We start from the raw sequence: 23805 nt of genomic DNA on the forward strand, positions 1-23805 counted from the left end.
GTCATACCTCGTTGAGCGGTTGAGCGGCATCCAATGCCGCGCGGCCCCGGGGGCCGTGGAAGTATTCGTGAATCCAGGCGTCGTCCGTTTCCGAGACGACATCGATGGCATCGGCCACCAGCACTTTCTTCTGCGCCAGCACCGCCACGCGGTCGGTGATGGTGTAAAGCGTGTCGAGGTCATGGGTGACCAGGAACACGCTCAGGCCCAGCGCATCGCGCAGGGTCAGGATCAGTTGGTCGAATTGCGCCGCGCCGATCGGATCGAGGCCGGCGGTGGGTTCGTCGAGAAACAGGATGTCCGGGTCCAGCGCCAGCGCGCGGGCCAGGGCGGCGCGCTTGATCATGCCGCCGGACAGCGACGCCGGGTATTTGTCGGCCGCCGACAGCGGCAGCCCGGCCAGGGCCAGCTTGACGGCAGCCAGGTGCTCGGCGTCGGCACGGCTGAGGCCGGCGTGTTCGATCAACGGCAGCGCGACGTTCTCGGTCACGGTCAGCGAGGAAAACAGCGCGCCCTTCTGGAACAGCACACCGAAGCGCCGTTCCACCTGCGAGCGCTCGTGTTCCGACAAGCTCGGCAGGTTCTTGCCGAATACCCGCACCTCGCCCGCGCTGGGGCGCCGCAGGCCGACGATGCTGCGCAAGAGCACCGACTTGCCGCTGCCGGAGCCGCCGACCACCGCGAGGATCTCGCCCTTGTACAAATCCAGGTCGAGGTTCTCGTGCACGCTCTGTTTGCCAAAGCGATTGCACAGGCCACGCACCTCAATCACCGCCTCGGCGGGCGCACGGTGTAGACGACTCACCAGCCCATCTCCATGAAGAACAGCGCGGCGACCGCATCCAGCACGATCACCACAAAGATCGATTGCACCACGCTGGAGGTGGTGTGGGCGCCGACCGATTCGGCGCTGCCGCTGACCTTGAAGCCTTCCAGGCAACCGATGGCGGCAATCAGGAAGGCGAAGATCGGCGCCTTGACCATACCCACCAGGAAGTGCTGCACGCCAATGTCCGATTGCAGCAGCGAGAGGAACATCGCCGGCGAAATATCCAGGGCCACCGCGCACACCACGCCGCCGCCGACGATGCCCGAGAGCATTGCCAGGAACGTGAGCATCGGCAGCGCCACCAGCAGCGCCAGTACCCGTGGCAACACCAGCAGCTCCATTGGGTCGAGGCCGAGGGTGCGGATCGCATCGATTTCCTCGTTGGCCTTCATCGAGCCGATTTGTGCGGTAAAGGCACTGGCGGTGCGGCCGGCAATCAGGATCGCGGTGAGCAGCACGCCGAATTCGCGCAGGAACGAGAACGCCACCAGGTCCACGGTGAAAATCGTCGCGCCAAAACTCTTGAGGACCGTGGCCCCAAGGAACGCCACCACGGCGCCGACCAGAAAGGTGAGCAAGGCGACGATGGGGGCGGCGTCGAGGCCGACCTGTTCGAGGTGCGCAACCATCGGCGTCAGGCGCCAGCGCTTGGGCCGGAAGATGCCGCGAGCGAAGGTTTCGAGGATCAGGCCGATGAAGCCCAGCAGTTTCTTGCTGTCCTGCCAGACCGTGTCCACCGCGCGCCCGATACGCGCCAGCACCTGGATGCCGGCGGTTTCTTCCGGGGCTTTGTCTGGCACACAAAAGTCATTGAGGGAGCGGTAGACGGTCTTGAGCAGTGCGCGGTCGGCAGCGCTGAGGCTGCAGTCGGTCTGCTCGGCGGATTGCTCGATGCGGTCGGGCCCCAGCAGCTCCACCAGCAGCGAGGCACCGGCAGTATCCAGGGCGCCGAGGCCGTTGAGGTCAATGCGCGCGCCGGCGTCGTATTGGCCGTCGAGTTTGTCGGAAAGCTTTTTCAGGCTGGCGTAGTGGGCAAGCGTCCAGTCCCCCGTAATCCTGAGTAACGGAGGGGCGGTAGACGTATCGAGATGGGCGGCGCCGGCCGTTGTGCTGCTGGTCATAAGCTCCGAGCTTGTCTGGCTATCCACAATTGCTACGTAATAGCACGAACCGGCCTACTTTGGGTTGTCCGTTTGTGCTGCGTCCGCCACTTTGAAGCGCAGGACGCCGATCACTTGCCCGTCCTCGGTCAGCACCTGCACTTGCCAGCGGCCTACCGCGTCAGCCGGGAAATTCTGCTTATGGGTCCAGGCGCGATAGCCTTCCTTGCGCCCGCCGTGGATATCCAGGGCGATGCGGTCGACTTCTTTGCCATTGAATTTCCACACATGGTAGATGCGCTCATCCAGCCCGCGCGGCGCATTGATCGCCGTGTAGGCGTACAGCCCGCCGCTGCGCAGCTGGGCGGCAGTGACTTCTTTGAGATCGTCACCCGGCGTGCGGTCTTGCAATTGTGTGCTGATGGCCACTTCGGTCATCCACAGGGTGGCCGGCGGCACCCAACTGCGCAGGAACCAACCGGCGCAGCCGATAGCGGCGGTGACCCCCAGCAGCATCGCCCAGCCCTTGAGGCTGCGCAGCGGCAGGCTTACCGCCAGGCTTGGAATCGACAACGCCATGGCCACGCCGAGGGCGAGCTTGTAACTTTCGGCGGTGGTCAGGTGCAGGATGATCGGCAGCGCGGTGAGCAGCGCGGCGAACAGGGTCAGGGTGTGCAACGCCAGGAACAGCGAGCGCTTGGGCGCCAGCCACTTGTAGTAGAGCGGGTCGGTGATCGACACCAGCGCTGCAGCGCCGAGCAGGCCAGTGAACACCGACTGCCCGCTGTTCCAGGCGGTGGTGACGAAAAAGAACGGCAGCACAAAAAACAGACTTTCCTGGTGGATCATCTGTGTCGCGTAGCGCAGCAAGGGTTCGGGGATTTCGCGCTTGAAGACTTTGGTGAACAGCTGGGTAAAGCTGTTTTCGAGCATCAGCCACAGCCAGCTCACCAGCATGATCACTGCGATCCAGCTGGCCATGCCCTGCTGGCGATCCACCAGGATGAAGCTGCACACACCCGAGATAAACCCGCCGAGTGCAATCACCCCTGGGTAGCGCTTCATCAGTTCGAGGACGCGCTGGATAAGACGGGTCAGGTTTGGCATTCGGCAGTTCGCAGTCTTTGTAGGAAAAAATCCCAGACAGAATAACGTCTTAGCCCTGGGTTCGGTGCCTCATTACGCGACTCGTTTGCGATAAACCCGCACGCCGATCAACACAATGGCGATCAGCCCGAGCAGGCCGGCACCGATCCAGCTGAGCATGTCGTAGCTCAGCAGCGGCTTCTCGATGCGCCAGTAGCCCGGTTGCTTGAAGACCTCGCGCATCGCCTGGTTGGTCTGGTCCAGGCTCACGGCCTTGATCCGTTTGACCGGGTCGCTGAAGTGCCCATTGTGGTAATCGCCCGAGGCGCTCCAGTAATAATCGGCCAGGGCGCTGTTGCCCTGCACGGCCCAGGCCTGGCGGGCGACGGCGGCCTGCTGGAGGCGACTGAACACGGCAGGGTCGAGGCCGTCCTTGAGCAGTTGCGCCTTGAGCGCTTGCAACACGTGTTCGGCTTCGGGGAGATTTTCTCGCTCGAGGTCGGCATTCAGGCTGAGGAAACCGACGCCGCCGAGCACTTCGCGCTCGCTCCATGGGCCGTAGGACAAGGCGTGCTTGAGCCGTAGTTGGCGGTACAGCGCCCAGTCGAGGTAGTCCTTGAGCAGGTCGTAGGTTTCATCATGCTGGTCATCCAGCACCGGCTCGGGGAACAGCCAGTGCAGCTTGGCGCTGTCGCCGACCCAACCGTGGATCAGCTCGCGATGGCTGGCGGCGGCGTGCTGGATGTCCGGCAGCGCCAAATGCTCGCTGGGCTCCACCGGCTCAAGTTGGCCGTAAGTGCGCTCCAGGTAGGCGGGCAGCAGTTTGTCGAGGTCGCCGACGATGATCAGCGTCATGTTGTTGGGCGCGTACCAGTTTTTGCGCAGGCTCTCCAACTGGTCGCGAGTCAGCTGATTGACCTCGGCGCGTTCGGCACATTTGAGCCCCAGTTCGACGGCCAGTTGATTGCTGGCGGTGTGGCCCAGGTCCTGGCGGTCGAGCAGGCGTTGCAGGTGTGAGTAATGACCACCATCCTCGCGCTCCACCACCTGCTTGGCTGCCTGGATGTTGGCGTCGGTCAGTTCGGTGCGGGTGATGATCGCCAGCAGCAGGTCGAGCACCTTGCGCTGGTTTTGCGCGGGGGCTTCGATCACGAAGGTGGTGTCGGCATTGCTGGTGTAGGCGTTCCACTCGCCGCCCAGGGCCTGCATGCGGTCTTCCAGTTCGCCTTCGCCGCCGCCGTCGAGGCCGCTGAACAGCAAGTGTTCGAGCAGGTGCGGCAGCTCCTTGTCTTCGCAACTGAAGTCATCCAGGCCTACACCGACCACCAGTCGGATCGCCACGTGCCCGCGCTCGGTGCCCGGCTTGAGCAGCAATTGCAGGCCATTGGGCAAGGTGTAGCCCTCGACTTGCAGGCGGTCAAAGGCAAAGGCATGGGCGGAACCCATGAGCAGGCAAGCGAATAACAGGCGACGCATAACAAGCTTCCTGGCGTGTGAGGTCAGTTTTAACTGACTTCACGCGCCATCATCCGTTCAGGGTGAATGCGTGATGTCGGCAATATCTTCGGCGGAGAGCGCGCCGGTGTCGGACGTTTCCAACACTACATAAGCACTGCTGCAAAACAACGAGTTCAGACGCTTCATGTCGGCAATCAGCTCCAGGTGCAGGGAACTGGTCTCCAGGCTTTGTACGACTTTGCGTTGCAGGCGGCTGACATGGGCGTGGGCCAGGCGCCGTTCCTGGGCGCGGAAACGGCGCTTTTCGCGCAGCAGTTGGCGGGCGCTTTCCGGGTCGGCGCTGAGGAACACCGACAGGCCCAGGCGCAGGTTGGCGATCAACTGGCTGTGCAGGCCGCTGAGTTCTTCCAGGCCGACCTCCGAAAACTGCCGGCGTTGCGAGGTTTTCTGCTGCTGGACTTTGCGCAGCATGCGTTCGATCAGGTCGCCGGCCAGTTTCAGGTTGATCGACAGCTCGATGATCTCGGCCCAGCGGCGGCTGTCCTGCTCACTGAGGTCCTCGCGCGGCATTTGCGCCAGGTAGAGCTTGATCGCGCTGTAGAGTGACTCGACGTCGTCGCTGAGGCTGCGCATCTCCTGGGTGATGGCGGTCTGCTTGCCGCGCAGCACTTCCTGCATGGCGGTGAGCATGTTGTCGATCAGGTCGCCCAGGCGCAGGGTTTCCCGTGCGGCGTTGGCCAGTGCCAGGCTGGGGGTGGTGAGCGCGGCGAGGTCGAGGTGACGCGGCTTGGCCGTGCCATTGACCTCCTCGCGCTCCGGCAGCAGCCAGGCGCACAAGCGCGACATCGGGCCGATGCTCGGCAGCAGGATCAGGCAGCGGCTGACGTTGTAGAGCAGGTGGAAGGTGATAACCATGCCCTGGGCGCTGTAGTCCAGGCCGTCCATCCACAGTACGAGCGGGTCGAGTACCGGGATGATCAGCAGCAGGCCGATCAATTTGTACAACAGGCTGCCCAGCGCCACCTGGCGACCGGCGGCGTTCTGCATGCTGGTACTGAGGAAAGCCAGCACACCACTGCCGATGTTGGCGCCGATCACCAGGCCGATGGCCACGTGCAGGCCGATCACGCCGGCGCCGGCGAGGGTCGCGGTCAGCAACACGGCCGCCAGGCTGGAGTAGGAAATCATCGCGAACAAGGCACCGACCAGGGCATCGAGCAGGATGTCGCCGGTCAGCGAGGCGAACAGCACTTTCACACCCTGGGCATGCGTAATCGGCCCGGCGGCCTCAACGATCAGCTGCAGCGCGAGAATGATCAGCCCGAGGCCAATGCCTACACGGCCCAACTGCCCTGCCCGCGTCTGTTTGCGTGACAGGAAGAAGATCACCCCGAGAAAGATCAGCAGCGGCGACAGCCATGACAGGTCAAACGTCAGCACCCGCGCCATCAGCGCGGTACCGACATCGGCGCCGAGCATGGTCGCGAGCGCGGGCATCAAGCCCATCAGGCCCTGGCCCACGAAGGAGGTCACCAGCATCGCGGTGGCGTTGCTGCTCTGCACCATGGCGGTCACCAGGATGCCGGCGACAAACGCCAGCCAGCGCTTGGACATGTTCTGCCCGATGACTTGGCGCAAGTTAGAGCCGTAGACCCGGAGGATGCCGGTACGGACGATATGCGTGCCCCAGATAAGCAGGGTCACGGCGGAAAGCAGATTGAGCAAGGTCAGCATGCTCGGCCCCCCGTGTGGGTTAGCTCAAAAAGAGCAAATGAGAATTGCCGCGTGCCGCTCTACGTCTTGTACTTAAGCTGTAGTTGGCGAATGGGCTGTACGCCAGCATCGCATAGCTAAAGTCGTGATTGAAATAAAACTGTCATGAAATCAGCTTTTTGCAGAGGGAAAAAAGGGGCTCGAAAGCCCCTTTTCAGCAGCGGGTCAGGTTTATTGACCCGGAATGTCCTTGCGCAGTTTCACAGGATCCTGCTGTTTCTTCTTTTTCGCGATGGCAGTGCGCATCTTGATATTCACCGCTTCCACCGCCAGCGAGAACGCCATGGCGAAGTAGACGTAGCCTTTTGGCACGTGCACGTCGAAGGATTCGGCGATCAGCACGGTACCCACTACCAGCAGGAACGACAGCGCGAGCATTTTCAGCGACGGGTGCTTGTCGATGAATTCGCTGATGGTGCCGGCCGCCAGCATCATCACCAGCACCGCGACCACGATCGCCGCCACCATCACCGGAACGTGCGAGACCATGCCCACGGCGGTGATCACCGAGTCCAGGGAGAACACGATGTCGATGATGGCGATCTGGATGATGGTGTAGATGAACTTGCCACCCGCGCCTTTCGGCTCGTCGTGGGTTTCGTCTTCACCTTCCAGGGCGTGGTACATCTCCTGGGAGCTTTTCCACAGCAGGAACAGGCCACCGAAGAACAGGATCAGGTCGCGCCCGGAAATGCCCTGGCCGAATACCACGAACAGGTCGGCGGTAAGTTGCATGACCCAGGTGATCGACAGCAACAACAGGATGCGCGTGACCATGGCCAGGGCCAGGCCGAAAATCCGGGTGCGCGCCTGCATATGCTTGGGCATGCGGCTGACCAGGATCGAAATCATGATGATGTTATCGATGCCCAGGACGATCTCGAGGGCCGTCAGGGTGAAGAAGGCAATCCAGATTTCCGGATTGGTCAGCCATTCCATGTGTATTCCTTTGAGCAAGTGTTAAACCGCGCAAGCTGCAGCGCCGCGCGGTGAGTCGGTACGATTATAGAGTGCTGAACAGCGGAAAAATCCCCATCAGCAACGCGGCGAACATTATGCACAGGCATACCAGTACTGCCCACTTGAGGGTGAAGCGCTGGTGATCGCCAAATTCGATACCGGCCAACGCCACCAACAGATAGGTCGACGGTACGAGCGGGCTGAGCAAGTGCACGGGTTGGCCAACGATGGAGGCACGCGCCATCTCCACGGCGGTGATGCCGTAATGACTGGCGGCTTCGGCCAGCACCGGCAGTACGCCGTAGTAGAACGCATCGTTGGACATGAAGAAGGTAAACGGCATGCTCACCAGTGCGGTGATCACCGCCAGGTAAGGGCCCATGGCATCGGGGATGACGGCCAGCAGGCTCTTGGACATCGCATCGACCATGCCGGTGCCGGAGAGGATGCCGGTGAAGATACCCGCGGCGAAGATCAGCCCGACCACTGCCAATACGCTGCCGGCGTGGGCGGCGACGCGGTCTTTCTGCATTTGCAGGCACGGGTAGTTGACGATCATCGCGATACTGAACGCCACCATGAACAGGACCGGCAATGGCAGCAGCCCGGCGATCAGGGTGCACATCAGGGCAAAAGTCAGCGCGCCGTTGAACCAGATCAGCTTCGGACGGCGGGCGTCAGGGTATTGCGACACGCTAATTTCGCTGTGGTCGATCTCGTCCCCTTGCAGGTGCAGTTCGCCCAGGCGTGCACGCTCGCGCTTGCCGTACATATAGGCGATCACCAGGATCGCGATCACACCGGCGGCCATGGCCGGGATCATCGGAACGAAAATATCCGAAGGGTCCACATGCAGCGCACTGGCGGCGCGGGCGGTCGGGCCACCCCAGGGCGTCATGTTCATCACGCCACCGGCGAGGATGATCAGGCCGGCCATGATCCGCGGGCTCATGCCGATGCGCTGGTACAGCGGCAGCATGGCGGCCACGCAGATCATGTAAGTGGTGGCGCCGTCACCGTCCAGCGACACGACCAGGGCCAGCACGGCGGTGCCCACGGAAACTTTCAACGGGTCGCCCTTGACCATCTGGAGGATCTTGCGCACGGCCGGGTCGAACAGGCCGGAGTCGATCATCAGGGCAAAGTAGAGAATGGCGAACATCAGCATCACGCCGGTCGGCGCGAGTTTGGTGATGCCCGCAAGCATCATCGGGCCGATCTCCGGCGCAAAGCCGCCGAACAGCGCGAACAGGATAGGCACGATGATCAAGGCGATCAGCGCGGACAGGCGCTTGGTCATGATCAGGAACATGAACGTGATGACCATGGCAAAGCCAAGGAAAGTCAGCATAGGAATACTCCAGGCGTAGCGCGGCTAGGGAATGGCGAACCGGGTGGGGTCAGCGCAGAACGAAAGGCACGTGGCTTACGGGTGGAGTTGGGGCGAACAGGCGGGTACGAGCGGACATCGGGAATCACCATTGTTGTTGTTAACAGCCGGTCTGTTGCCGGCAGTGGGGGCGATCCTAGACGGGGAAGCTTTCAGCCAGCTTTCGCTGGGCAAACAGTTGATGGAGGGTAGATACACGGTCGTCAGATTTACACAGCGCCAATGTGGGAGCTGGCAAGCCAGCTGCCACATTTGAGGGTGTTTGCCGTGAAGCTGTCAGGGCAGTTCCAGGCCGCCCGCTGCTTTATGCAGCGCTCGCAAATGTTCGCCGACCTGCTTGAGGTTGGCTTCACAGGCGGCAATTTCAGCTGCGCGGGAAGGCTCCAACAGCGCCCTCACCTCTTTATCCAGTTCGCCGGTGAGCGATTGCAGTTGTTTCTGGCGCTCGGCGCTTTCCGACTCCAGGCGCTTGGACTCCGACGGTTGCGGCAGGCCGTAGCCGCCACTGCCGAGCAGTTCTGCCGGGCGGCTGAGGAAGCCACTGTTGGCGAGAATCTGTTGCAGCGTGGCGTTGGCTTTCTCCATGCCGCCATTCTTGAGTTCGCGGGCGCCGAGATAACGTTGTTTGACTTCGTCCTGGGCCAGCATCAACTGTTTGCGAAAGCTCGCTTGCTCCAGCAGCAACAGGGCGGCGCTGGTACGCAGGTCAGCCTGGGCAAACCACTGGCGGCGCTCCTCGGCACTCAGGGACAGCCAGTCTTCGACCTGGGTCTGCTTGATCGGCAGGTGCTTGCGCAGCACGTCGAACATCGCCTGGTAGCGTTCGCGGAAGGAGTCGAAGTGATACCCAAGGCGCATGGCCTCGCGTTTGTCATTCAACACGCTGGTATCGGCCAGGCCACGCGCCTGCAGCACTTCCAGCAGGCCGTTGGGCGTGATGTTGTCCAGGCCGGTCAGCTGCGGGTTGGCACTGCCACTGCGCAACAGTTTCAGGCTTTCGACCGCGCAGTTGTTGGACAGGAAATAGTAGTTGCCGTCATAACTCCAGTGCATTTCAGCGGCATGCTCGACGGTGTCGTTGATCTCTTGGCGGCTGAGTTTCAACGGCACGGAGGCCAGGCCACGCAGCTCGGTCTTGGTGTATTCGTCAATCACCTGGGCCAGCGGCAACACAAACAGGCGAGACGGATACTTGCCCACCAGGCCGTCCCAGCTCGACAGCTGTACGTCACCCACGAAGGCCCGGTAGGACAGCACCAAATGCTGGTCCAGGTCGAGCCGGCAATCCGGACCACGCGGGCGGCCGGGCGCGCAGATCACCAGGCGCAGCATGCTGTGCCCCCAGCGGCTCACCAAGTTCTGGTTGGCTTCGGCCAGCAGGTAGTCGATTTCGTAGACCCGTTCCGGATCAACCTGGCCCAGCGGGGTCTTGGCAAAATCGTTGCCGGCGTTGAGAAAAGCGTAGGTCTTGGCGCAGGTGTCCTGTTCGGGTGGCGCCCAGCCGAAGTGTTCCTTGTAATAGCGGAACAGCGCGGGGCGCCGGCAGGCGTAGCTTGGGTCGAGGAGGAAGTACTCCATGTTGACCGCGACGAATTCCAGCGGGCTGGTGGTTTCGTAGATGTCCGGGCTGCGCGCGACCTGGCGGTTGTGCTGTTCGCGTTCGCCGCGACGGCCGACGTATTGCGGCCAGCCGGCGAGATCCAGCAGGCGCGGGTCATCGCTGAGGGTGAAGCGCCGGTCATTCTGACCCCGGCATTGATCCGGCAGGCCGATCAGGCCGGTGATGTTGTTCTGGCGGCTGCAACGCTGGATCAGCGCGCGCTCGTCCTTGGACCACAGGCGCGCACGGTCATAGATGTGGGTCAGTTCATGCAGCACGGTGGCGAGCATTTCCCGGCGCACAGTGCCGTGGGGGCGGTTGGTTTTCTGGGTAGCGGCGCTGCCGTCGGTCAGGCTGGCGAGCAGGTTGCGGTTGAGGTCCAGCTCGGACACCAGGGAGGCCTGGCCGTAGGCGTTTTCGGGCATCTTGTCGGTCCAGCCGACATCGATGCGCCGGTCCAGCTGCTCGATAAAACGTGGCGGCAAGGAGCGCATCGCTTCATCGAGCAATGCCTGGCTGGCCTGCTGTTCGGCTGGGCTCAAGCCATCGGTCTTGAGCTGCAGTTGCAGGCTGGCCTGGGCTGCGCTGGCACACAGCAGCACAGCCCCGGCCAGGAGCCAGGCGGCGAGTCGCCTCACAGTGCGAGGATAGCTTCGGCGAGGGTCTGGTCACTGGCATCGCGGGCTTCCGGCACGCGGGTTCGCAGGGTGTCGAACGCCGCTTCCAGCTGCGCGCCGCGAATCTCGCCGTTGGTGGCGACGAAACTTGCCGCGTCATCGTGGGCTTCACGCACGACTTTGGAGTCGCGGATGGAGGTGGTGGTGTCCGACGTGAAATCAATGGTGCGGCCAGAGGCGCGAACAATGATGTTACTGGTGGCCACCAAGGTATGCGCCTGGGCAACGTCGGCCAACAACAGCAGGCCAAGGGTGGCGGCGATCAGCGGGCTACGCATGGAATGACTCCGAAATACAAAGATGATTATTGGACGAGAATTGCTTGCGCCAGTTCAAGGTCGCTGGCGTTAAGTTTTGGCTGGGCGCGGCGCAGATAATTCAGCGCTGATTCCAGGCGTGCCCCCCGCCATTGGCCGTCAGTGGCGATGAAAGCGGCTGCATCATCCTGGGCGGCCATGACTACTTTTCTGTCGAAGGGCGCAGAGGTCACCTTGCTGGTGGCGTAGGCGCTCGCGACGGTGCTCTGGGTGGTCAGGTCAAAGGCCGAGGCCATTGGCGACCAACCGATGGAAAACAACACAGGGACTATTAACAGGCGGTATGAAAAAGCCATGGGACTCGACAACTGAAAACGAGCGCCAAGGCTAGCGCAATGCCCGGGCGAGAGCCAGTACGGCGGCACCAAGGAGCGGCGGGCGCTCCCTGTGTCAGCTTAATCAGATAGCCAGGATGGCCTGGGCCAGTTGTGCGTCAGTCGCGGAATTCAATTGCGGGGCCTGTTGGCGGATCTGGGCCAGGGCGCTCTCCAGCTTCACGCCACGGATGGCGCCTTCACTGGCAACAAAGCTGGCGGCGTCGTCGCGGGCGGCGCGCACGACCTTGTTGTCGCGCAGGGACGAAGTGGCATCGGAGCTGGCATCCGAGGTGGCTTTCAGTGCACCGACGATGGAGTCGGTGGTCACGATGAAGCTGGTCGCGTGGGCGTTGGCAGCCAGGGCCAACAGGGCAGCAGCACTCAGCAGGCGAAGACGGGACATGGGGTGACTCCTGTAGATGAACGAATAAAGTGGCACAGGACAGCTGTTGGGATCAGACGCCCGTCCTAAAAGGTTCGCCACGTGGTGAGCGGATATTAAGCCGCCGTTTATCCGTTCGGGTAGCGTCTTGACTGCCTAGTCACGCCAGAACGGCTTGGAGAGCTCGGCCATTCGGTCTCCATGGCTGATGCCGGAGTCGGACAGTTCACGAGGATCGAGTTGGGCCAGTTGGCGTCTTTCATATGCGTGACGCGCCCACTTGGTCAGTACGCAGGCGGTACGGCGTAATAGATACTTACAAAGAGAGGTGCGCGTAGCCATGGTGGGTGCCTTTGATGAGGTCCTGGAACACCATGTTGGGCGAGAGGCTGTGACCGATACAGATACACCCAGGCTAAATTGTACTGCTTAATTGTTATAATTATTAAACTGTACCTGTCCCCGCAAAGGTCTTCTGTTTTTAGCGCCGCAAACGTGAATCCCGGAAACAACAAAGCCCGCCTCCGGTGACCCGGGGCGGGCTTTGTTTTGACAAATCAGAGTGCTGGCAGTGGACCCGTCGGGTCAGGGCCAGCGGGCGCCAATCAGCGCCAGAACGGCTTGCTCAGCTCTTCGTAGCGTTGAGCTTCGCTGATACCGGCGTCAGCCAGCAGACGCGAATCCAGACGAGCCAGTTGGTGGCGGCTGGAGATGCGGCGCTGCCACAACATCAGGTTGGCGAGAACGCGCAAAGGCAGGGAGGCCTGGGTGTTTACAGCTTTTTCTTCGAAGAACAGTTCGGAACTGAGTGTACGTTCCATGATGACATCCTTCCGCTTGTGGCGGGATTAGGTAGTGGTTTAACTGATGCCCATGATCCTCCTCCGGCGCAAGACTCTCTAGATACAGTTCACCTGTATTGTGAGGGGCCAGTTAACTGTTTAAGGGTGCTGTACTGTACGTAAATGGGGCAACTGTACCTGTCTGCACTGAAACAGTGCGAAAATGGCAGTTTGGTAGATGATCGTAGGAATTTTCGGTAGGAAATGACCGGTACAGCAGTACAGTTTTTTCAAAAAAGGTCGGTCGGTTCATCGAGCTGATGAAACTGTGTTTGCATCAGCTCGAATCTGTATCAATCAAGCCTTGAGCATATGTCCGGTTTCTTCGAGGTTGATGTGCCAACTCAGTGCTTCGCGCAGGATGTGCGGAGTGTGGCCACCGATGGCGCAAGCGGATTCGAAGTAACTGTTCAGTGCATCGCGATAGGCCGGGTGCACGCAATTGTCGATGATCACCCGCGCGCGCTCGCGGGGTGCGAGGCCGCGCAGGTCGGCCAGCCCGACCTCGGTTACCAGGATATCGACGTCGTGCTCGGTGTGGTCCACGTGACTGACCATCGGCACCACGCTGGAAATCGCGCCGCCCTTGGCAATCGACTTGGTGACGAAAATCGCCAGGTGCGCGTTGCGCGCGAAATCCCCGGAGCCGCCAATGCCGTTCATCATCCGCGTGCCGCAGACGTGGGTGGAGTTGACGTTGCCGTAGATATCGAACTCCAGCGCCGTGTTGATGCCGATGATGCCCAGGCGCCGTACCACTTCCGGGTGGTTGGAGATTTCCTGCGGGCGCAGCACCAGTTTGTCCTTGTAGTGTTCCAGGTTGCCGAACACGTCGGCATTGCGCCGCTCCGACAGCGTGATCGAACTGCCCGAGGCGAAACTCAGCTTGCCGGCGTCGATCAGGTCGAACGTCGAGTCCTGCAACACTTCCGAATACATGGTCAGGTCTTCGAATGGCGACTCGATCAGGCCGCACATCACCGCGTTGGCGATGTTGCCGATCCCGGCCTGCAGCGGGCCAAGCTTGTTGGTCATGCGACCGGCGTCCACTTCCTGCTTCAGGAAGTTGATCAGGTGATTGGCGATACCCTGGGTGTCGGCATCAGGCGGCGTTACCGTTGAGGCGGAGTCGGCCTGGTTGGTGATCACAATCGCGACGATCTTTTCCGGCGGGATCGGGATCGCCGTGCTACCGATGCGGTCGTCGACCTTGACCAATGGAATCGGGGTGCGGGTAGGCCGGTACGTCGGGATATAAATGTCGTGCAACCCTTCCAGGTTCGGGTTGTGTGCCAGGTTGATCTCGACAATCACTTGCTTGGCGAAAATCGCGAAGCTGGCCGAGTTGCCGACCGACGTGGTGGGCACGATATGCCCTTGTTCGGTGATCGCGACGGCTTCGATCACGGCGATGTCCGGCAGCTTGAGCTGGTTGTTGCGCAGTTGCTCGACGGTTTCTGACAGATGCTGGTCGATAAACATCACCTGGCCGGCGTTGATCGCCTTGCGCAGGGTGCTGTCGACCTGGAACGGCATGCGTCGCGACAGCACGCCGGCCTCGGTCAGTTGCTTGTCCAGGTCATTGCCCAGGCTGGCGCCGGTCATCAGGGTGATTTTCAGCGGCGAAGTCTTGGCGCGTTCGGCCAGGGCGTGGGGGACGGCCTTGGCTTCACCGGCGCGGGTGAAGCCGCTCATGCCGACGGTCATGCCGTCCTCGATCAGTGCGGCGGCGTCTGCCGCGCTCATGACCTTGTTCAACAACGAAGGCAAGCGGATACGATCACGGTACATGAATTGTTATCTCAGGCTACGGAAGCAAGGTGGGCAGTGTAGTGATTTCAAAAAATTTCGGCCCGCTACCATGGTCGAATGCCAGGCGGCGATTTAGAGCCTTTGGTCGGGTTTCATGTGAGTGCGCGAAGCGGGACGCAGAGCATCCCTGACTGCATTCCCACGCAGGGCATTGGAACGAAAAAACCCCAGCCTACGGGAGGCCAGGGTTTCGGGTATTGCGCTGGCGCAGTGTTATTCGACGGCTTTGACCATGTCTTCGATGACCTTCTTGGCATCGCCAAAGACCATCATGGTCTTGTCCAGATAGAACAACTCGTTGTCCAGGCCGGCGTAACCACTGGCCATCGAGCGCTTGTTGACGATGATGGTCTTGGCCTTGAACGCTTCCAGGATCGGCATGCCAGCAATGGGCGAGTTCGGATCGTTCTTGGCGGCCGGGTTGACCACGTCGTTCGCGCCGAGCACCAGCACCACGTCGGCCTGGCCGAACTCGGAGTTGATGTCTTCCATTTCGAACACCTGGTCGTAAGGCACTTCGGCCTCGGCGAGCAGTACGTTCATGTGGCCAGGCATGCGGCCTGCTACCGGGTGGATCGCGTACTTCACGGTCACGCCATGGTGGGTGAGCTTCTCGGTCAGCTCCTTGAGCGCGTGTTGTGCCCGGGCCACCGCCAGGCCGTAGCCTGGAACGATGATCACCGTGTCGGCGTTGGTCAGCAGGAAAGTCGCGTCATCAGCCGAGCCGGACTTCACTGGGCGCGCTTCTTTAGTACCGGCTGCAGCACCGGCATCCGGCGCATTGCCGAAACCACCGAGCAGTACATTAAAGAAGGAGCGGTTCATCGCCTTGCACATGATGTACGACAGGATCGCGCCGGACGAACCTACCAGCGAGCCGGCGATGATCAGCATCGAGTTGTTCAGCGAGAAGCCGATCCCCGCCGCTGCCCAGCCGGAATAGCTGTTGAGCATCGACACCACGACCGGCATGTCCGCGCCGCCGATCGGGATGATGATCAGCACGCCGAGCACAAAGGCCAGGGCCAGCATCAACGCGAAGGCCGTGAGGTTGCCGGTGAACATGAACGCCAGGCCCAGGCCGAGGGTCAGCAGGCCGAGCACCAGGTTCAGCTTGTGCTGGCCACCAAACTGTACCGGTGCGCCCTGGAAGAGGCGGAACTTGTACTTGCCCGAGAGCTTGCCGAACGCAATCACCGAACCGGAAAAGGTGATTGCACCGATGGCTGCGCCGAGGAACAGCTCCAGACGGTTACCCGTCGGGATCGAGTCGCCCAGGTGTTTGACGATGCCCAGGGACTGCGGTTCGACCACGGCAGCAATCGCGATAAACACCGCGGCCAGGCCGATCATGCTGTGCATGAACGCCACCAGCTCCGGCATCTTGGTCATTTCCACGCGTTTGGCCATGATCGAGCCAGCGGTGCCGCCGACCAGCAGGCCAACGATCACGTAGCCGATACCGGCAGTGGCCAGCTCGGCACCGAGCTTATAGATGAGGCCCACGGTGGTGAGTACCGCCAGCGCCATGCCGAGCATGCCGAACAGGTTGCCCCGCCGAGAGGTGGTTGGGTGTGACAAGCCCTTGAGGGCCTGGATAAAGCAGATCGACGCGATCAGGTAGAGCGTCGTGACCAGATTCATGCTCATTACTTCGGCGCCTCTTCTTTTACTTTCGGGGCTTTCTTCTTGAACATCTCCAGCATCCTGCGCGTCACGAGGAAACCCCCGAACACGTTAACGGCTGCCAAGGCCACGGCCAATGTGCCCATGGTCTTGCCCAGCGGGGTTACGGTCAGCGCGGCAGCAAGCATGGCGCCGACGATCACGATCGCCGAAATCGCGTTAGTCACCGCCATCAACGGCGTGTGCAGCGCGGGCGTGACGTTCCAGACCACGTGGTAACCGACATAAATCGCCAGCACAAAGATGATCAGGTTGTAGATACCGGGGGAGATAAGCTCTTCCATCGTCTGAATCCCTGTTAGGCGTTTTTGCGGATGACTTGGCCGTCGCGGCACATCAGGCACGCGGCGACGATGTCGTCTTCGAGGTTGATTTCAAACTGCCCTTCCTTAGTGAAGACCAGCTTCAGGAAGTCCAGCAGGTTGCGTGCGTACAAGGCAGACGCATCGGCGGCGACGGCACCGGCGAGGTTGGTCGGGCCACAGATGATCACGCCGTTCTCGACCACGACCTGATCGGCGACCGTCAGCGGGCAGTTGCCGCCCTGGGCCGCCGCGAGGTCGATGACCACTGAGCCGGGTTTCATCTGCGCGACGGTTTCGGCGCTGAGCAAGGTCGGCGCCTTGCGGCCGGGGATCAGCGCGGTGGTAATGACGATGTCGGCCTGCTTGGCGCGCTCGTGCACGGCCAAGGCTTGGCGCTGCATCCAGCTGGTGGGCATGGGGCGAGCGTAACCGCCGACACCGACGGCGCATTCGCGTTCTTCATCGGTTTCGTAAGGCACGTCGACGAACTTGGCACCGAGGGATTCGATCTGCTCTTTCACCGCCGGACGTACGTCGGATGCTTCGATCACCGCACCCAGGCGTTTCGCCGTGGCGATGGCCTGCAGGCCAGCGACACCAGCGCCGAGGATCAACACGCGTGCGGCTTTTACCGTACCGGCGGCCGTCATCAGCATTGGCATGAAGCGCGGGTAGTGATGGGCGGCGAGCAAGACGGCCTTGTAACCGGCAATGTTGGCCTGGGACGACAGCACGTCGAGGCTCTGAGCCCGTGAGGTACGCGGCGCGGCTTCCAGTGCAAAGGCAGTGATGCCCTGCCCGGCCAGCTTGGCGATGGTTTCGTTGCTGAACGGATTGAGCATGCCCACCAACACGGTGCCGCTTTTGATCAGCGCCAGTTCGCTATCGCTGGGAGCCACTACCTTGAGAATCAGCTCGGCGCCAAACGCATCGCCGGCGCTGCCAATGGTTGCGCCTGCCGTTTCATAGGCACTGTCGACGATGCTGGCGTTGAGGCCTGCACCGCTTTGAACAGTGACCTTATGGCCCTGGCCGATCAGCTTCTTGATGGTTTCCGGGGTGGCAGCCACCCGCGTTTCACCGGTCTGGGTTTCGAGAGGAACACCAATGTGCACGTCAAATCTCCTGCATGATCTTTTTGCTTTTGATCTTTTTGTAAAAAGGCCAGTGCACCGTGAGTGGCGCAGCTGGGGCGGCCGATCAGCACGATCCCGCTGAAATGACAGCGGGGCGCGGCATTTTGCAGGCGAACTTTACGGCCTTCAAGGGATTATGACGGGTGACGAAAAATTAACTACAAGTCACCCTGTGACTGATTGTCGCAATGCGCCTGAATAACCTCTTTAAATACAGGTGTTTAAAGGCTTGTAGGTATTTGTTGGGACTTTTTCGATGGCCGGTGTGAATAGTCAGGTATGAGCCTGCGATAGTCGCCACAAGCCATGAAAATCATGGCTTTGAGCCTTGTTTTTGACAGAACCGTACAGTCTGCTTAAAAGCGACATATACGTATATCTGTAGGTCTTCAAATTAATTGACTACAAAGTCAGCTATGAGCTTTAGGCCTTTAAAGGCTTGGGCTGTAGCGTTGTGACTGATCGACTAACCAGTCCCTGAACGCATGCAATGATGCGGATTCGACTTTTCTCTCCGGAATCATCAAGTAATAAGCCTTCGAGCTACTCAGGGCCTCAGGACTCGCAATCACTAGATGCTGCTCTTTCAGCTCGCGCTGGATAAGGAAAGGCGGGATCAGCGCGATACCCATGTCATGCATGGCTGCCTGCGACAACATCGAGAATAGCTCGTAACGCGGTCCTGTCATGTCGCGGGGTATGTTCAGTTGTTGCGCGTTGAACCACTGCCGCCAGGCATAGGGCCTAGTGGTCTGCTGCAGCAATGGCAGTTCTGCGATCTCCTGGGGGCTGAAATGTGTGCGATGGCCCATCAGGCGCGGGCTGCATACGGGGACAGGGTTTTCTCCCATCAGTCTGTGGGATTCGGTACCCGACCAGTCAGCATCTCCAAAGTAGATCGCAGCGTCGAATTCGGTGTCGGCAAACAGAAAGGGGCGCGTGCGGTTGGTCAGGTTAACCGTGACTTCCGGGTGTTGGCGTTGGAAATCCTTGAGGCGCGGTATCAGCCATTGAGTGCCAAAGGTGGGCACCACGGCCAGCTCGATGACATTGGCGCCCTGCTGGCCCATCACGGACAAGGTGTCGCGCTCCACGGCATCCAGCTGCGTGGCGACACGGCGGCTGTACGAAAGCCCTGCCTCCGTCAGTTTTACTCCGCGTCGAGAGCGTCGAAACAGCTCGACACTTAAAAACTCCTCGAGGCTGGCAATCTGTCGGCAGATGGCGCCTTGGGTGATGGAAAGTTCGTGCGCCGCCTTGGTGAAGCTCTCGTGCCGGGCTGCGGCCTCAAAACTGACCAGTGCGGTGGTGCTGGGTATTTTTCTGCGCATGTACCTAGTCCTCACTTATAAAGTGCCTCTGCGCCCTTCTTGGCTGCTTCGGAGTGAGAAATTAGCACAACCCTATGCAGAAACCTCGTTTGCCCTAAGCGTTCGCTCGGCCTAGGCTCCATGCACGACTTCTGATTTTCCCTGCGAGGACTCATTCATGGCTGGTAAGGCAAGCTTCAACTGGATCGATCCACTGCTGCTGGATCAACAGCTCACCGAAGAAGAGCGCATGGTGCGTGACAGTGCTGAGCAATTCGCCCAGGACAAGTTGGCGCCCCGCGTACTCGAAGCCTTCCGCCATGAAAAGACCGACCCTGCGATCTTCCGCGAGATGGGCGAAACCGGCCTGTTGGGCGCGATGATTCCCGAGCAGTACGGTGGCAGTGGCTTGAACTACGTCAGCTACGGGTTGATTGCTCGCGAAGTCGAGCGGGTCGACTCCGGGTATCGCTCGATGATGAGTGTGCAATCCTCCCTGGTCATGGTGCCGATCAATGAGTTCGGTACCGAGGCACAAAAACAGAAGTATCTGCCGAAGCTGGCCTCCGGCGAATGGATCGGCTGCTTTGGTCTGACAGAGCCTAACCACGGTTCTGACCCAGGCGCGATGATTACCCGTGCACGCAAAGTGGACGGCGGCTACAGCCTGACCGGCGCCAAGATGTGGATCACCAATAGCCCGATCGCCGATGTGTTTGTGGTGTGGGGCAAGGACGACGCCGGCGATATTCGTGGGTTCGTCCTGGAAAAGGGCTGGAAAGGTCTCAGCGCTCCTGCGATTCACGGCAAGGTCGGGCTGCGGGCATCCATCACCGGCGAGATCGTCATGGACAACGTGTTTGTGCCGGAAGAGAACATCTTCCCGGATGTGCGCGGATTGAAGGGGCCTTTCACGTGCCTGAATTCTGCACGCTATGGCATCTCGTGGGGCGCGCTGGGGGCTGCCGAATTCTGCTGGCACACCGCGCGCCAATACACCCTGGATCGTCAGCAGTTCGGCCGTCCGTTGGCGGCCACGCAATTGATCCAGAAGAAGCTGGCCGACATGCAGACCGAAATCACGCTGGCCCTGCAAGGGTGCCTGCGGCTGGGGCGGATGAAGGATGAAGGCACTGCGGCGGTCGAGATCACTTCGATCATGAAGCGCAATTCGTGTGGCAAGTCCCTGGACATCGCCCGCATGGCGCGGGACATGTTGGGCGGTAACGGCATCTCCGATGAATTTGGTGTGGCGCGGCACCTGGTCAACCTGGAGGTGGTGAACACCTACGAAGGTACCCATGATGTGCACGCCTTGATTCTGGGGCGCGCGCAAACCGGTCTCCAGGCTTTCTATTAATAGGAGCATGGGCATGGGCGCGCTTTCGCATTTGCGGGTACTGGATTTATCACGAGTACTGGCAGGCCCCTGGGCCGGGCAGATCCTTGCGGACCTTGGGGCCGAGGTGATCAAGGTCGAGCGGCCGGGTAATGGGGACGACACGCGCGCATGGGGGCCGCCCTTCCTTAAGGATGCCTATGGTCAAAACACCAGTGAGGCGGCGTACTACCTGGCTGCCAATCGCAACAAGGAGTCGGTGACCATCGACTTCACGCAGCCGGATGGGCAGAAGCTGGTGCGTGACCTGGCTGCCAAGTCCGACATCCTGATCGAGAATTTCAAGGTCGGCGGGCTGGCGGCGTACGGGCTGGACTATGCGTCGCTCAAGGAGATCAATCCGGAGCTGATCTATTGCTCGATTACGGGCTTTGGCCAGACGGGCCCCTATGCGTCTCGCGCCGGTTATGACTTCATGATCCAGGGCCTGGGTGGGCTGATGAGCCTGACGGGTCGGCCTGAAGGTGATGAAGGCGCTGGGCCGGTAAAGGTGGGTGTGGCGTTGACCGACATTCTCACGGGGCTCTACTCCACGGTGGCGATCCTCGCAGCGCTGGCTCACCGGGATCATGACGGCGGCGGCCAGCATATCGATATGGCGTTGCTGGATGTGCAGGTGGCTTGCCTGGCTAACCAGGCCATGAATTACCTGACGACGGGTGTGTCGCCCAAGCGCCTTGGCAATGCTCATCCGAATATCGTGCCTTACCAGGATTTTCCTACGGCTGATGGGGACTTCATCCTGACGGTAGGTAATGACGGCCAGTTTCGTAAGTTTGCGGACGTGGCAGGGCAGCCGCAGTGGGCGGACGATCCGCGTTTCGCGACTAACACGATGCGAGTGGCTAATCGCGCAGGGCTGATTCCATTGATTCGCCAGGTTACGGTCTTCAAGACCACGGCCGAGTGGGTGTCATTGTTAGAACAGGTAGGTGTGCCTTGTGGGCCTATCAATGATTTGGCCCAGGTGTTTGCCGACCCTCAGGTCCAGGCGCGTGGATTGGCGATTGCCCTGCCCCATGCCTTGGCGGGGATGGTGCCTCAGGTTGCCAGTCCAATCCGGTTATCCAAGACGCCTGTCGAATACCGAAGCGCGCCTCCTCTATTAGGAGAGCATACGGCGCAGGTGTTGAGGGATGTATTGGGATTGGGGGTGGTGAATATCGCGGCGTTGAAGGAGGCAGGCGTTATCTAGGGGGCGTCCCTTCTATATAGAGGCCGAGTGTTGCTTTATTGATGGTTTTTTAACCAATCATAACTAATTGATAGAAAAGCAAAATTAAGGGTTGACGGCAGATTCTGGAAGTCTATAATTCGCCCCACTTCCGGCGCAGTCGAAACGGAAAACTCCTTGGTAAACAAAGGGTTACGCGAGATTCGACAGCGACTTGCTTCAGTTCATCGAAGCCCAGAAGGAGTTGGTAGGGCAGGGTTGTTTGGCTCTATTAACGTTTCGATCTTCTCGGTCGAAAGCGGAGAAAAAGAGGTGTTGACAGCAGCGTATAACGCTGTAGAATTCGCCTCCCGCTAACGAGAGATCGGAAGCGCAAGTGGTTGAAGTTGTTGAAGAAATCTTCGAAAACTTCTGAAAATAATCACTTGACAGCAAATGAGGCTGCTGTAGAATGCGCGCCTCGGTTGAGACGAAAGATCTTAACCAACCGCTCTTTAACAACTGAATCAAGCAATTCGTGTGGGTGCTTGTGGAGTCAGACTGATAGTCAACAAGATTATCAGCATCACAAGTTACTCCGCGAGAAATCAAAGATGTAACCAACGATTGCTGAGCCAAGTTTAGGGTTTCTTAAAAACCCAAAGATGTTTGAACTGAAGAGTTTGATCATGGCTCAGATTGAACGCTGGCGGCAGGCCTAACACATGCAAGTCGAGCGGTAGAGAGAAGCTTGCTTCTCTTGAGAGCGGCGGACGGGTGAGTAATGCCTAGGAATCTGCCTGGTAGTGGGGGATAACGTTCGGAAACGGACGCTAATACCGCATACGTCCTACGGGAGAAAGCAGGGGACCTTCGGGCCTTGCGCTATCAGATGAGCCTAGGTCGGATTAGCTAGTTGGTGGGGTAATGGCTCACCAAGGCGACGATCCGTAACTGGTCTGAGAGGATGATCAGTCACACTGGAACTGAGACACGGTCCAGACTCCTACGGGAGGCAGCAGTGGGGAATATTGGACAATGGGCGAAAGCCTGATCCAGCCATGCCGCGTGTGTGAAGAAGGTCTTCGGATTGTAAAGCACTTTAAGTTGGGAGGAAGGGCAGTTGCCTAATACGTAACTGTTTTGACGTTACCGACAGAATAAGCACCGGCTAACTCTGTGCCAGCAGCCGCGGTAATACAGAGGGTGCAAGCGTTAATCGGAATTACTGGGCGTAAAGCGCGCGTAGGTGGTTTGTTAAGTTGGATGTGAAATCCCCGGGCTCAACCTGGGAACTGCATTCAAAACTGACTGACTAGAGTATGGTAGAGGGTGGTGGAATTTCCTGTGTAGCGGTGAAATGCGTAGATATAGGAAGGAACACCAGTGGCGAAGGCGACCACCTGGACTGATACTGACACTGAGGTGCGAAAGCGTGGGGAGCAAACAGGATTAGATACCCTGGTAGTCCACGCCGTAAACGATGTCAACTAGCCGTTGGGAGCCTTGAGCTCTTAGTGGCGCAGCTAACGCATTAAGTTGACCGCCTGGGGAGTACGGCCGCAAGGTTAAAACTCAAATGAATTGACGGGGGCCCGCACAAGCGGTGGAGCATGTGGTTTAATTCGAAGCAACGCGAAGAACCTTACCAGGCCTTGACATCCAATGAACTTTCTAGAGATAGATTGGTGCCTTCGGGAACATTGAGACAGGTGCTGCATGGCTGTCGTCAGCTCGTGTCGTGAGATGTTGGGTTAAGTCCCGTAACGAGCGCAACCCTTGTCCTTAGTTACCAGCACGTAATGGTGGGCACTCTAAGGAGACTGCCGGTGACAAACCGGAGGAAGGTGGGGATGACGTCAAGTCATCATGGCCCTTACGGCCTGGGCTACACACGTGCTACAATGGTCGGTACAGAGGGTTGCCAAGCCGCGAGGTGGAGCTAATCCCATAAAACCGATCGTAGTCCGGATCGCAGTCTGCAACTCGACTGCGTGAAGTCGGAATCGCTAGTAATCGCGAATCAGAATGTCGCGGTGAATACGTTCCCGGGCCTTGTACACACCGCCCGTCACACCATGGGAGTGGGTTGCACCAGAAGTAGCTAGTCTAACCTTCGGGAGGACGGTTACCACGGTGTGATTCATGACTGGGGTGAAGTCGTAACAAGGTAGCCGTAGGGGAACCTGCGGCTGGATCACCTCCTTAATCGACGACATCAGCTGCTCCATAAGTTCCCACACGAATTGCTTGATTCATTGAAGAAGACGATA

General features: G+C 59.8%; 20 protein-coding genes and 1 rRNA gene. 3 read left to right on the plus strand and 18 right to left on the minus strand.

Annotated features, from left to right (window positions below):
* Position 1 precedes the first annotated feature (1 nt).
* The 18 genes from BBG20_RS10635 to BBG20_RS10720 form a co-directional block, all read right to left on the minus strand.
* On the minus strand, positions 2 to 805 hold the full coding sequence (locus BBG20_RS10635; RefSeq protein WP_065902844.1) for an ABC transporter ATP-binding protein: 804 nt from the start codon (positions 803 to 805) through the stop codon (positions 2 to 4).
* Positions 802 to 1950 (minus strand): ABC transporter permease, encoded by a 1149-nt coding sequence (locus BBG20_RS10640; RefSeq protein ID WP_065902846.1) that lies wholly within the window; start codon positions 1948 to 1950, stop codon positions 802 to 804. The genes BBG20_RS10635 and BBG20_RS10640 overlap by 4 nt, the downstream gene beginning before the upstream one ends.
* Before the next feature lie 54 nt (positions 1951 to 2004).
* Positions 2005 to 3036, minus strand: a complete 1032-nt coding sequence (locus tag BBG20_RS10645) for a DUF5924 family protein (RefSeq protein ID WP_065902848.1) — start codon at positions 3034 to 3036, stop codon at positions 2005 to 2007.
* A 72-nt stretch (positions 3037 to 3108) separates the two neighbouring features.
* Positions 3109 to 4491 carry a M16 family metallopeptidase gene (locus BBG20_RS10650; RefSeq protein WP_065902850.1) on the minus strand — a complete coding sequence of 461 codons (1383 nt, stop codon included), beginning with the start codon at positions 4489 to 4491 and terminating at the stop codon, positions 3109 to 3111.
* 57 nt (positions 4492 to 4548) lie between these two features.
* Positions 4549 to 6207 carry a Na/Pi cotransporter family protein gene (locus BBG20_RS10655; RefSeq protein ID WP_065902852.1) on the minus strand — a complete coding sequence of 553 codons (1659 nt, stop codon included), beginning with the start codon at positions 6205 to 6207 and terminating at the stop codon, positions 4549 to 4551.
* 210 nt (positions 6208 to 6417) lie between these two features.
* Complete coding sequence (locus BBG20_RS10660) at positions 6418 to 7185, minus strand: TerC family protein (protein ID WP_014716354.1); 768 nt, start codon at positions 7183 to 7185, stop codon at positions 6418 to 6420.
* A gap of 64 nt (positions 7186 to 7249) precedes the next feature.
* Entirely contained in the window at positions 7250 to 8557 is a 1308-nt protein-coding gene (locus BBG20_RS10665; protein WP_065902853.1) for a CitMHS family transporter, read from the minus strand.
* A 315-nt stretch (positions 8558 to 8872) separates the two neighbouring features.
* Complete coding sequence (locus tag BBG20_RS10675) at positions 8873 to 10834, minus strand: DUF7844 domain-containing protein (RefSeq protein ID WP_065902860.1); 1962 nt, start codon at positions 10832 to 10834, stop codon at positions 8873 to 8875.
* Entirely contained in the window at positions 10831 to 11151 is a 321-nt protein-coding gene (locus BBG20_RS10680; protein ID WP_065902866.1) for a DUF2388 domain-containing protein, read from the minus strand. The genes BBG20_RS10675 and BBG20_RS10680 overlap by 4 nt, the downstream gene beginning before the upstream one ends.
* 26 nt (positions 11152 to 11177) lie before the next feature.
* On the minus strand, positions 11178 to 11486 hold the full coding sequence (locus BBG20_RS10685; RefSeq protein WP_065902868.1) for a DUF2388 domain-containing protein: 309 nt from the start codon (positions 11484 to 11486) through the stop codon (positions 11178 to 11180).
* A 103-nt stretch (positions 11487 to 11589) separates the two neighbouring features.
* Positions 11590 to 11910 carry a DUF2388 domain-containing protein gene (locus BBG20_RS10690; protein WP_065902870.1) on the minus strand — a complete coding sequence of 107 codons (321 nt, stop codon included), beginning with the start codon at positions 11908 to 11910 and terminating at the stop codon, positions 11590 to 11592.
* 135 nt (positions 11911 to 12045) lie between these two features.
* On the minus strand, positions 12046 to 12231 hold the full coding sequence (locus BBG20_RS31725) for a DUF1127 domain-containing protein (RefSeq protein WP_083221357.1): 186 nt from the start codon (positions 12229 to 12231) through the stop codon (positions 12046 to 12048).
* Between the two features lie 263 nt (positions 12232 to 12494).
* Positions 12495 to 12710 carry a DUF1127 domain-containing protein gene (locus BBG20_RS10695; RefSeq protein ID WP_003187413.1) on the minus strand — a complete coding sequence of 72 codons (216 nt, stop codon included), beginning with the start codon at positions 12708 to 12710 and terminating at the stop codon, positions 12495 to 12497.
* A gap of 318 nt (positions 12711 to 13028) precedes the next feature.
* Complete coding sequence (locus BBG20_RS10700; protein ID WP_065902871.1) at positions 13029 to 14522, minus strand: acetyl-CoA hydrolase/transferase family protein; 1494 nt, start codon at positions 14520 to 14522, stop codon at positions 13029 to 13031.
* A gap of 234 nt (positions 14523 to 14756) precedes the next feature.
* On the minus strand, positions 14757 to 16193 hold the full coding sequence (locus tag BBG20_RS10705) for an NAD(P)(+) transhydrogenase (Re/Si-specific) subunit beta (protein ID WP_065902872.1): 1437 nt from the start codon (positions 16191 to 16193) through the stop codon (positions 14757 to 14759).
* On the minus strand, positions 16193 to 16513 hold the full coding sequence (locus BBG20_RS10710; RefSeq protein ID WP_003187417.1) for an NAD(P) transhydrogenase subunit alpha: 321 nt from the start codon (positions 16511 to 16513) through the stop codon (positions 16193 to 16195). The genes BBG20_RS10705 and BBG20_RS10710 overlap by 1 nt, the downstream gene beginning before the upstream one ends.
* 14 nt (positions 16514 to 16527) lie before the next feature.
* On the minus strand, positions 16528 to 17649 hold the full coding sequence (locus BBG20_RS10715) for a Re/Si-specific NAD(P)(+) transhydrogenase subunit alpha (protein WP_065902877.1): 1122 nt from the start codon (positions 17647 to 17649) through the stop codon (positions 16528 to 16530).
* Positions 17650 to 18101: 452 nt separating this feature from the next.
* A complete protein-coding gene (locus BBG20_RS10720; protein WP_065902881.1) occupies positions 18102 to 19001 on the minus strand; it encodes a LysR family transcriptional regulator in 900 nt (299 codons plus the stop codon).
* 157 nt (positions 19002 to 19158) lie between these two features.
* On the opposite strand from BBG20_RS10720, the gene BBG20_RS10725 reads away from it, so the two are divergent.
* The 3 genes from BBG20_RS10725 to BBG20_RS10735 all read left to right on the plus strand — a co-directional run bounded on the left by BBG20_RS10725 (position 19159) and on the right by BBG20_RS10735 (position 23740).
* On the plus strand, positions 19159 to 20340 hold the full coding sequence (locus tag BBG20_RS10725) for an acyl-CoA dehydrogenase (protein WP_003187423.1): 1182 nt from the start codon (positions 19159 to 19161) through the stop codon (positions 20338 to 20340).
* 13 nt (positions 20341 to 20353) lie between these two features.
* Positions 20354 to 21574 carry a CaiB/BaiF CoA transferase family protein gene (locus BBG20_RS10730; protein WP_065902883.1) on the plus strand — a complete coding sequence of 407 codons (1221 nt, stop codon included), beginning with the start codon at positions 20354 to 20356 and terminating at the stop codon, positions 21572 to 21574.
* A 629-nt stretch (positions 21575 to 22203) separates the two neighbouring features.
* Positions 22204 to 23740: ribosomal RNA gene (locus BBG20_RS10735) — 16S ribosomal RNA — on the plus strand.
* Positions 23741 to 23805 lie beyond the last annotated feature (65 nt).

Source organism: Pseudomonas aylmerensis, assembly GCF_001702265.1.
In the GTDB taxonomy this organism is placed as follows: domain Bacteria; phylum Pseudomonadota; class Gammaproteobacteria; order Pseudomonadales; family Pseudomonadaceae; genus Aquipseudomonas; species Aquipseudomonas aylmerensis.

Coding starts and splice junctions, on each gene's coding strand:
- BBG20_RS10700 (WP_065902871.1), bottom strand. CDS start 14,522: ATGTACCGTGATCGTATCCGCTTGCCTTCGTTGTTGAACAAGGTCATG.
- BBG20_RS31725 (WP_083221357.1), bottom strand. CDS start 12,231: ATGGCTACGCGCACCTCTCTTTGTAAGTATCTATTACGCCGTACCGCC.
- BBG20_RS10645 (WP_065902848.1), bottom strand. CDS start 3,036: ATGCCAAACCTGACCCGTCTTATCCAGCGCGTCCTCGAACTGATGAAG.
- BBG20_RS10725 (WP_003187423.1), top strand. CDS start 19,159: ATGGCTGGTAAGGCAAGCTTCAACTGGATCGATCCACTGCTGCTGGAT.
- BBG20_RS10730 (WP_065902883.1), top strand. CDS start 20,354: ATGGGCGCGCTTTCGCATTTGCGGGTACTGGATTTATCACGAGTACTG.
- BBG20_RS10690 (WP_065902870.1), bottom strand. CDS start 11,910: ATGTCCCGTCTTCGCCTGCTGAGTGCTGCTGCCCTGTTGGCCCTGGCT.
- BBG20_RS10710 (WP_003187417.1), bottom strand. CDS start 16,513: ATGGAAGAGCTTATCTCCCCCGGTATCTACAACCTGATCATCTTTGTG.
- BBG20_RS10680 (WP_065902866.1), bottom strand. CDS start 11,151: ATGCGTAGCCCGCTGATCGCCGCCACCCTTGGCCTGCTGTTGTTGGCC.
- BBG20_RS10720 (WP_065902881.1), bottom strand. CDS start 19,001: ATGCGCAGAAAAATACCCAGCACCACCGCACTGGTCAGTTTTGAGGCC.
- BBG20_RS10660 (WP_014716354.1), bottom strand. CDS start 7,185: ATGGAATGGCTGACCAATCCGGAAATCTGGATTGCCTTCTTCACCCTG.
- BBG20_RS10665 (WP_065902853.1), bottom strand. CDS start 8,557: ATGCTGACTTTCCTTGGCTTTGCCATGGTCATCACGTTCATGTTCCTG.
- BBG20_RS10695 (WP_003187413.1), bottom strand. CDS start 12,710: ATGGAACGTACACTCAGTTCCGAACTGTTCTTCGAAGAAAAAGCTGTA.
- BBG20_RS10655 (WP_065902852.1), bottom strand. CDS start 6,207: ATGCTGACCTTGCTCAATCTGCTTTCCGCCGTGACCCTGCTTATCTGG.
- BBG20_RS10640 (WP_065902846.1), bottom strand. CDS start 1,950: ATGACCAGCAGCACAACGGCCGGCGCCGCCCATCTCGATACGTCTACC.
- BBG20_RS10685 (WP_065902868.1), bottom strand. CDS start 11,486: ATGGCTTTTTCATACCGCCTGTTAATAGTCCCTGTGTTGTTTTCCATC.
- BBG20_RS10650 (WP_065902850.1), bottom strand. CDS start 4,491: ATGCGTCGCCTGTTATTCGCTTGCCTGCTCATGGGTTCCGCCCATGCC.
- BBG20_RS10705 (WP_065902872.1), bottom strand. CDS start 16,193: ATGAGCATGAATCTGGTCACGACGCTCTACCTGATCGCGTCGATCTGC.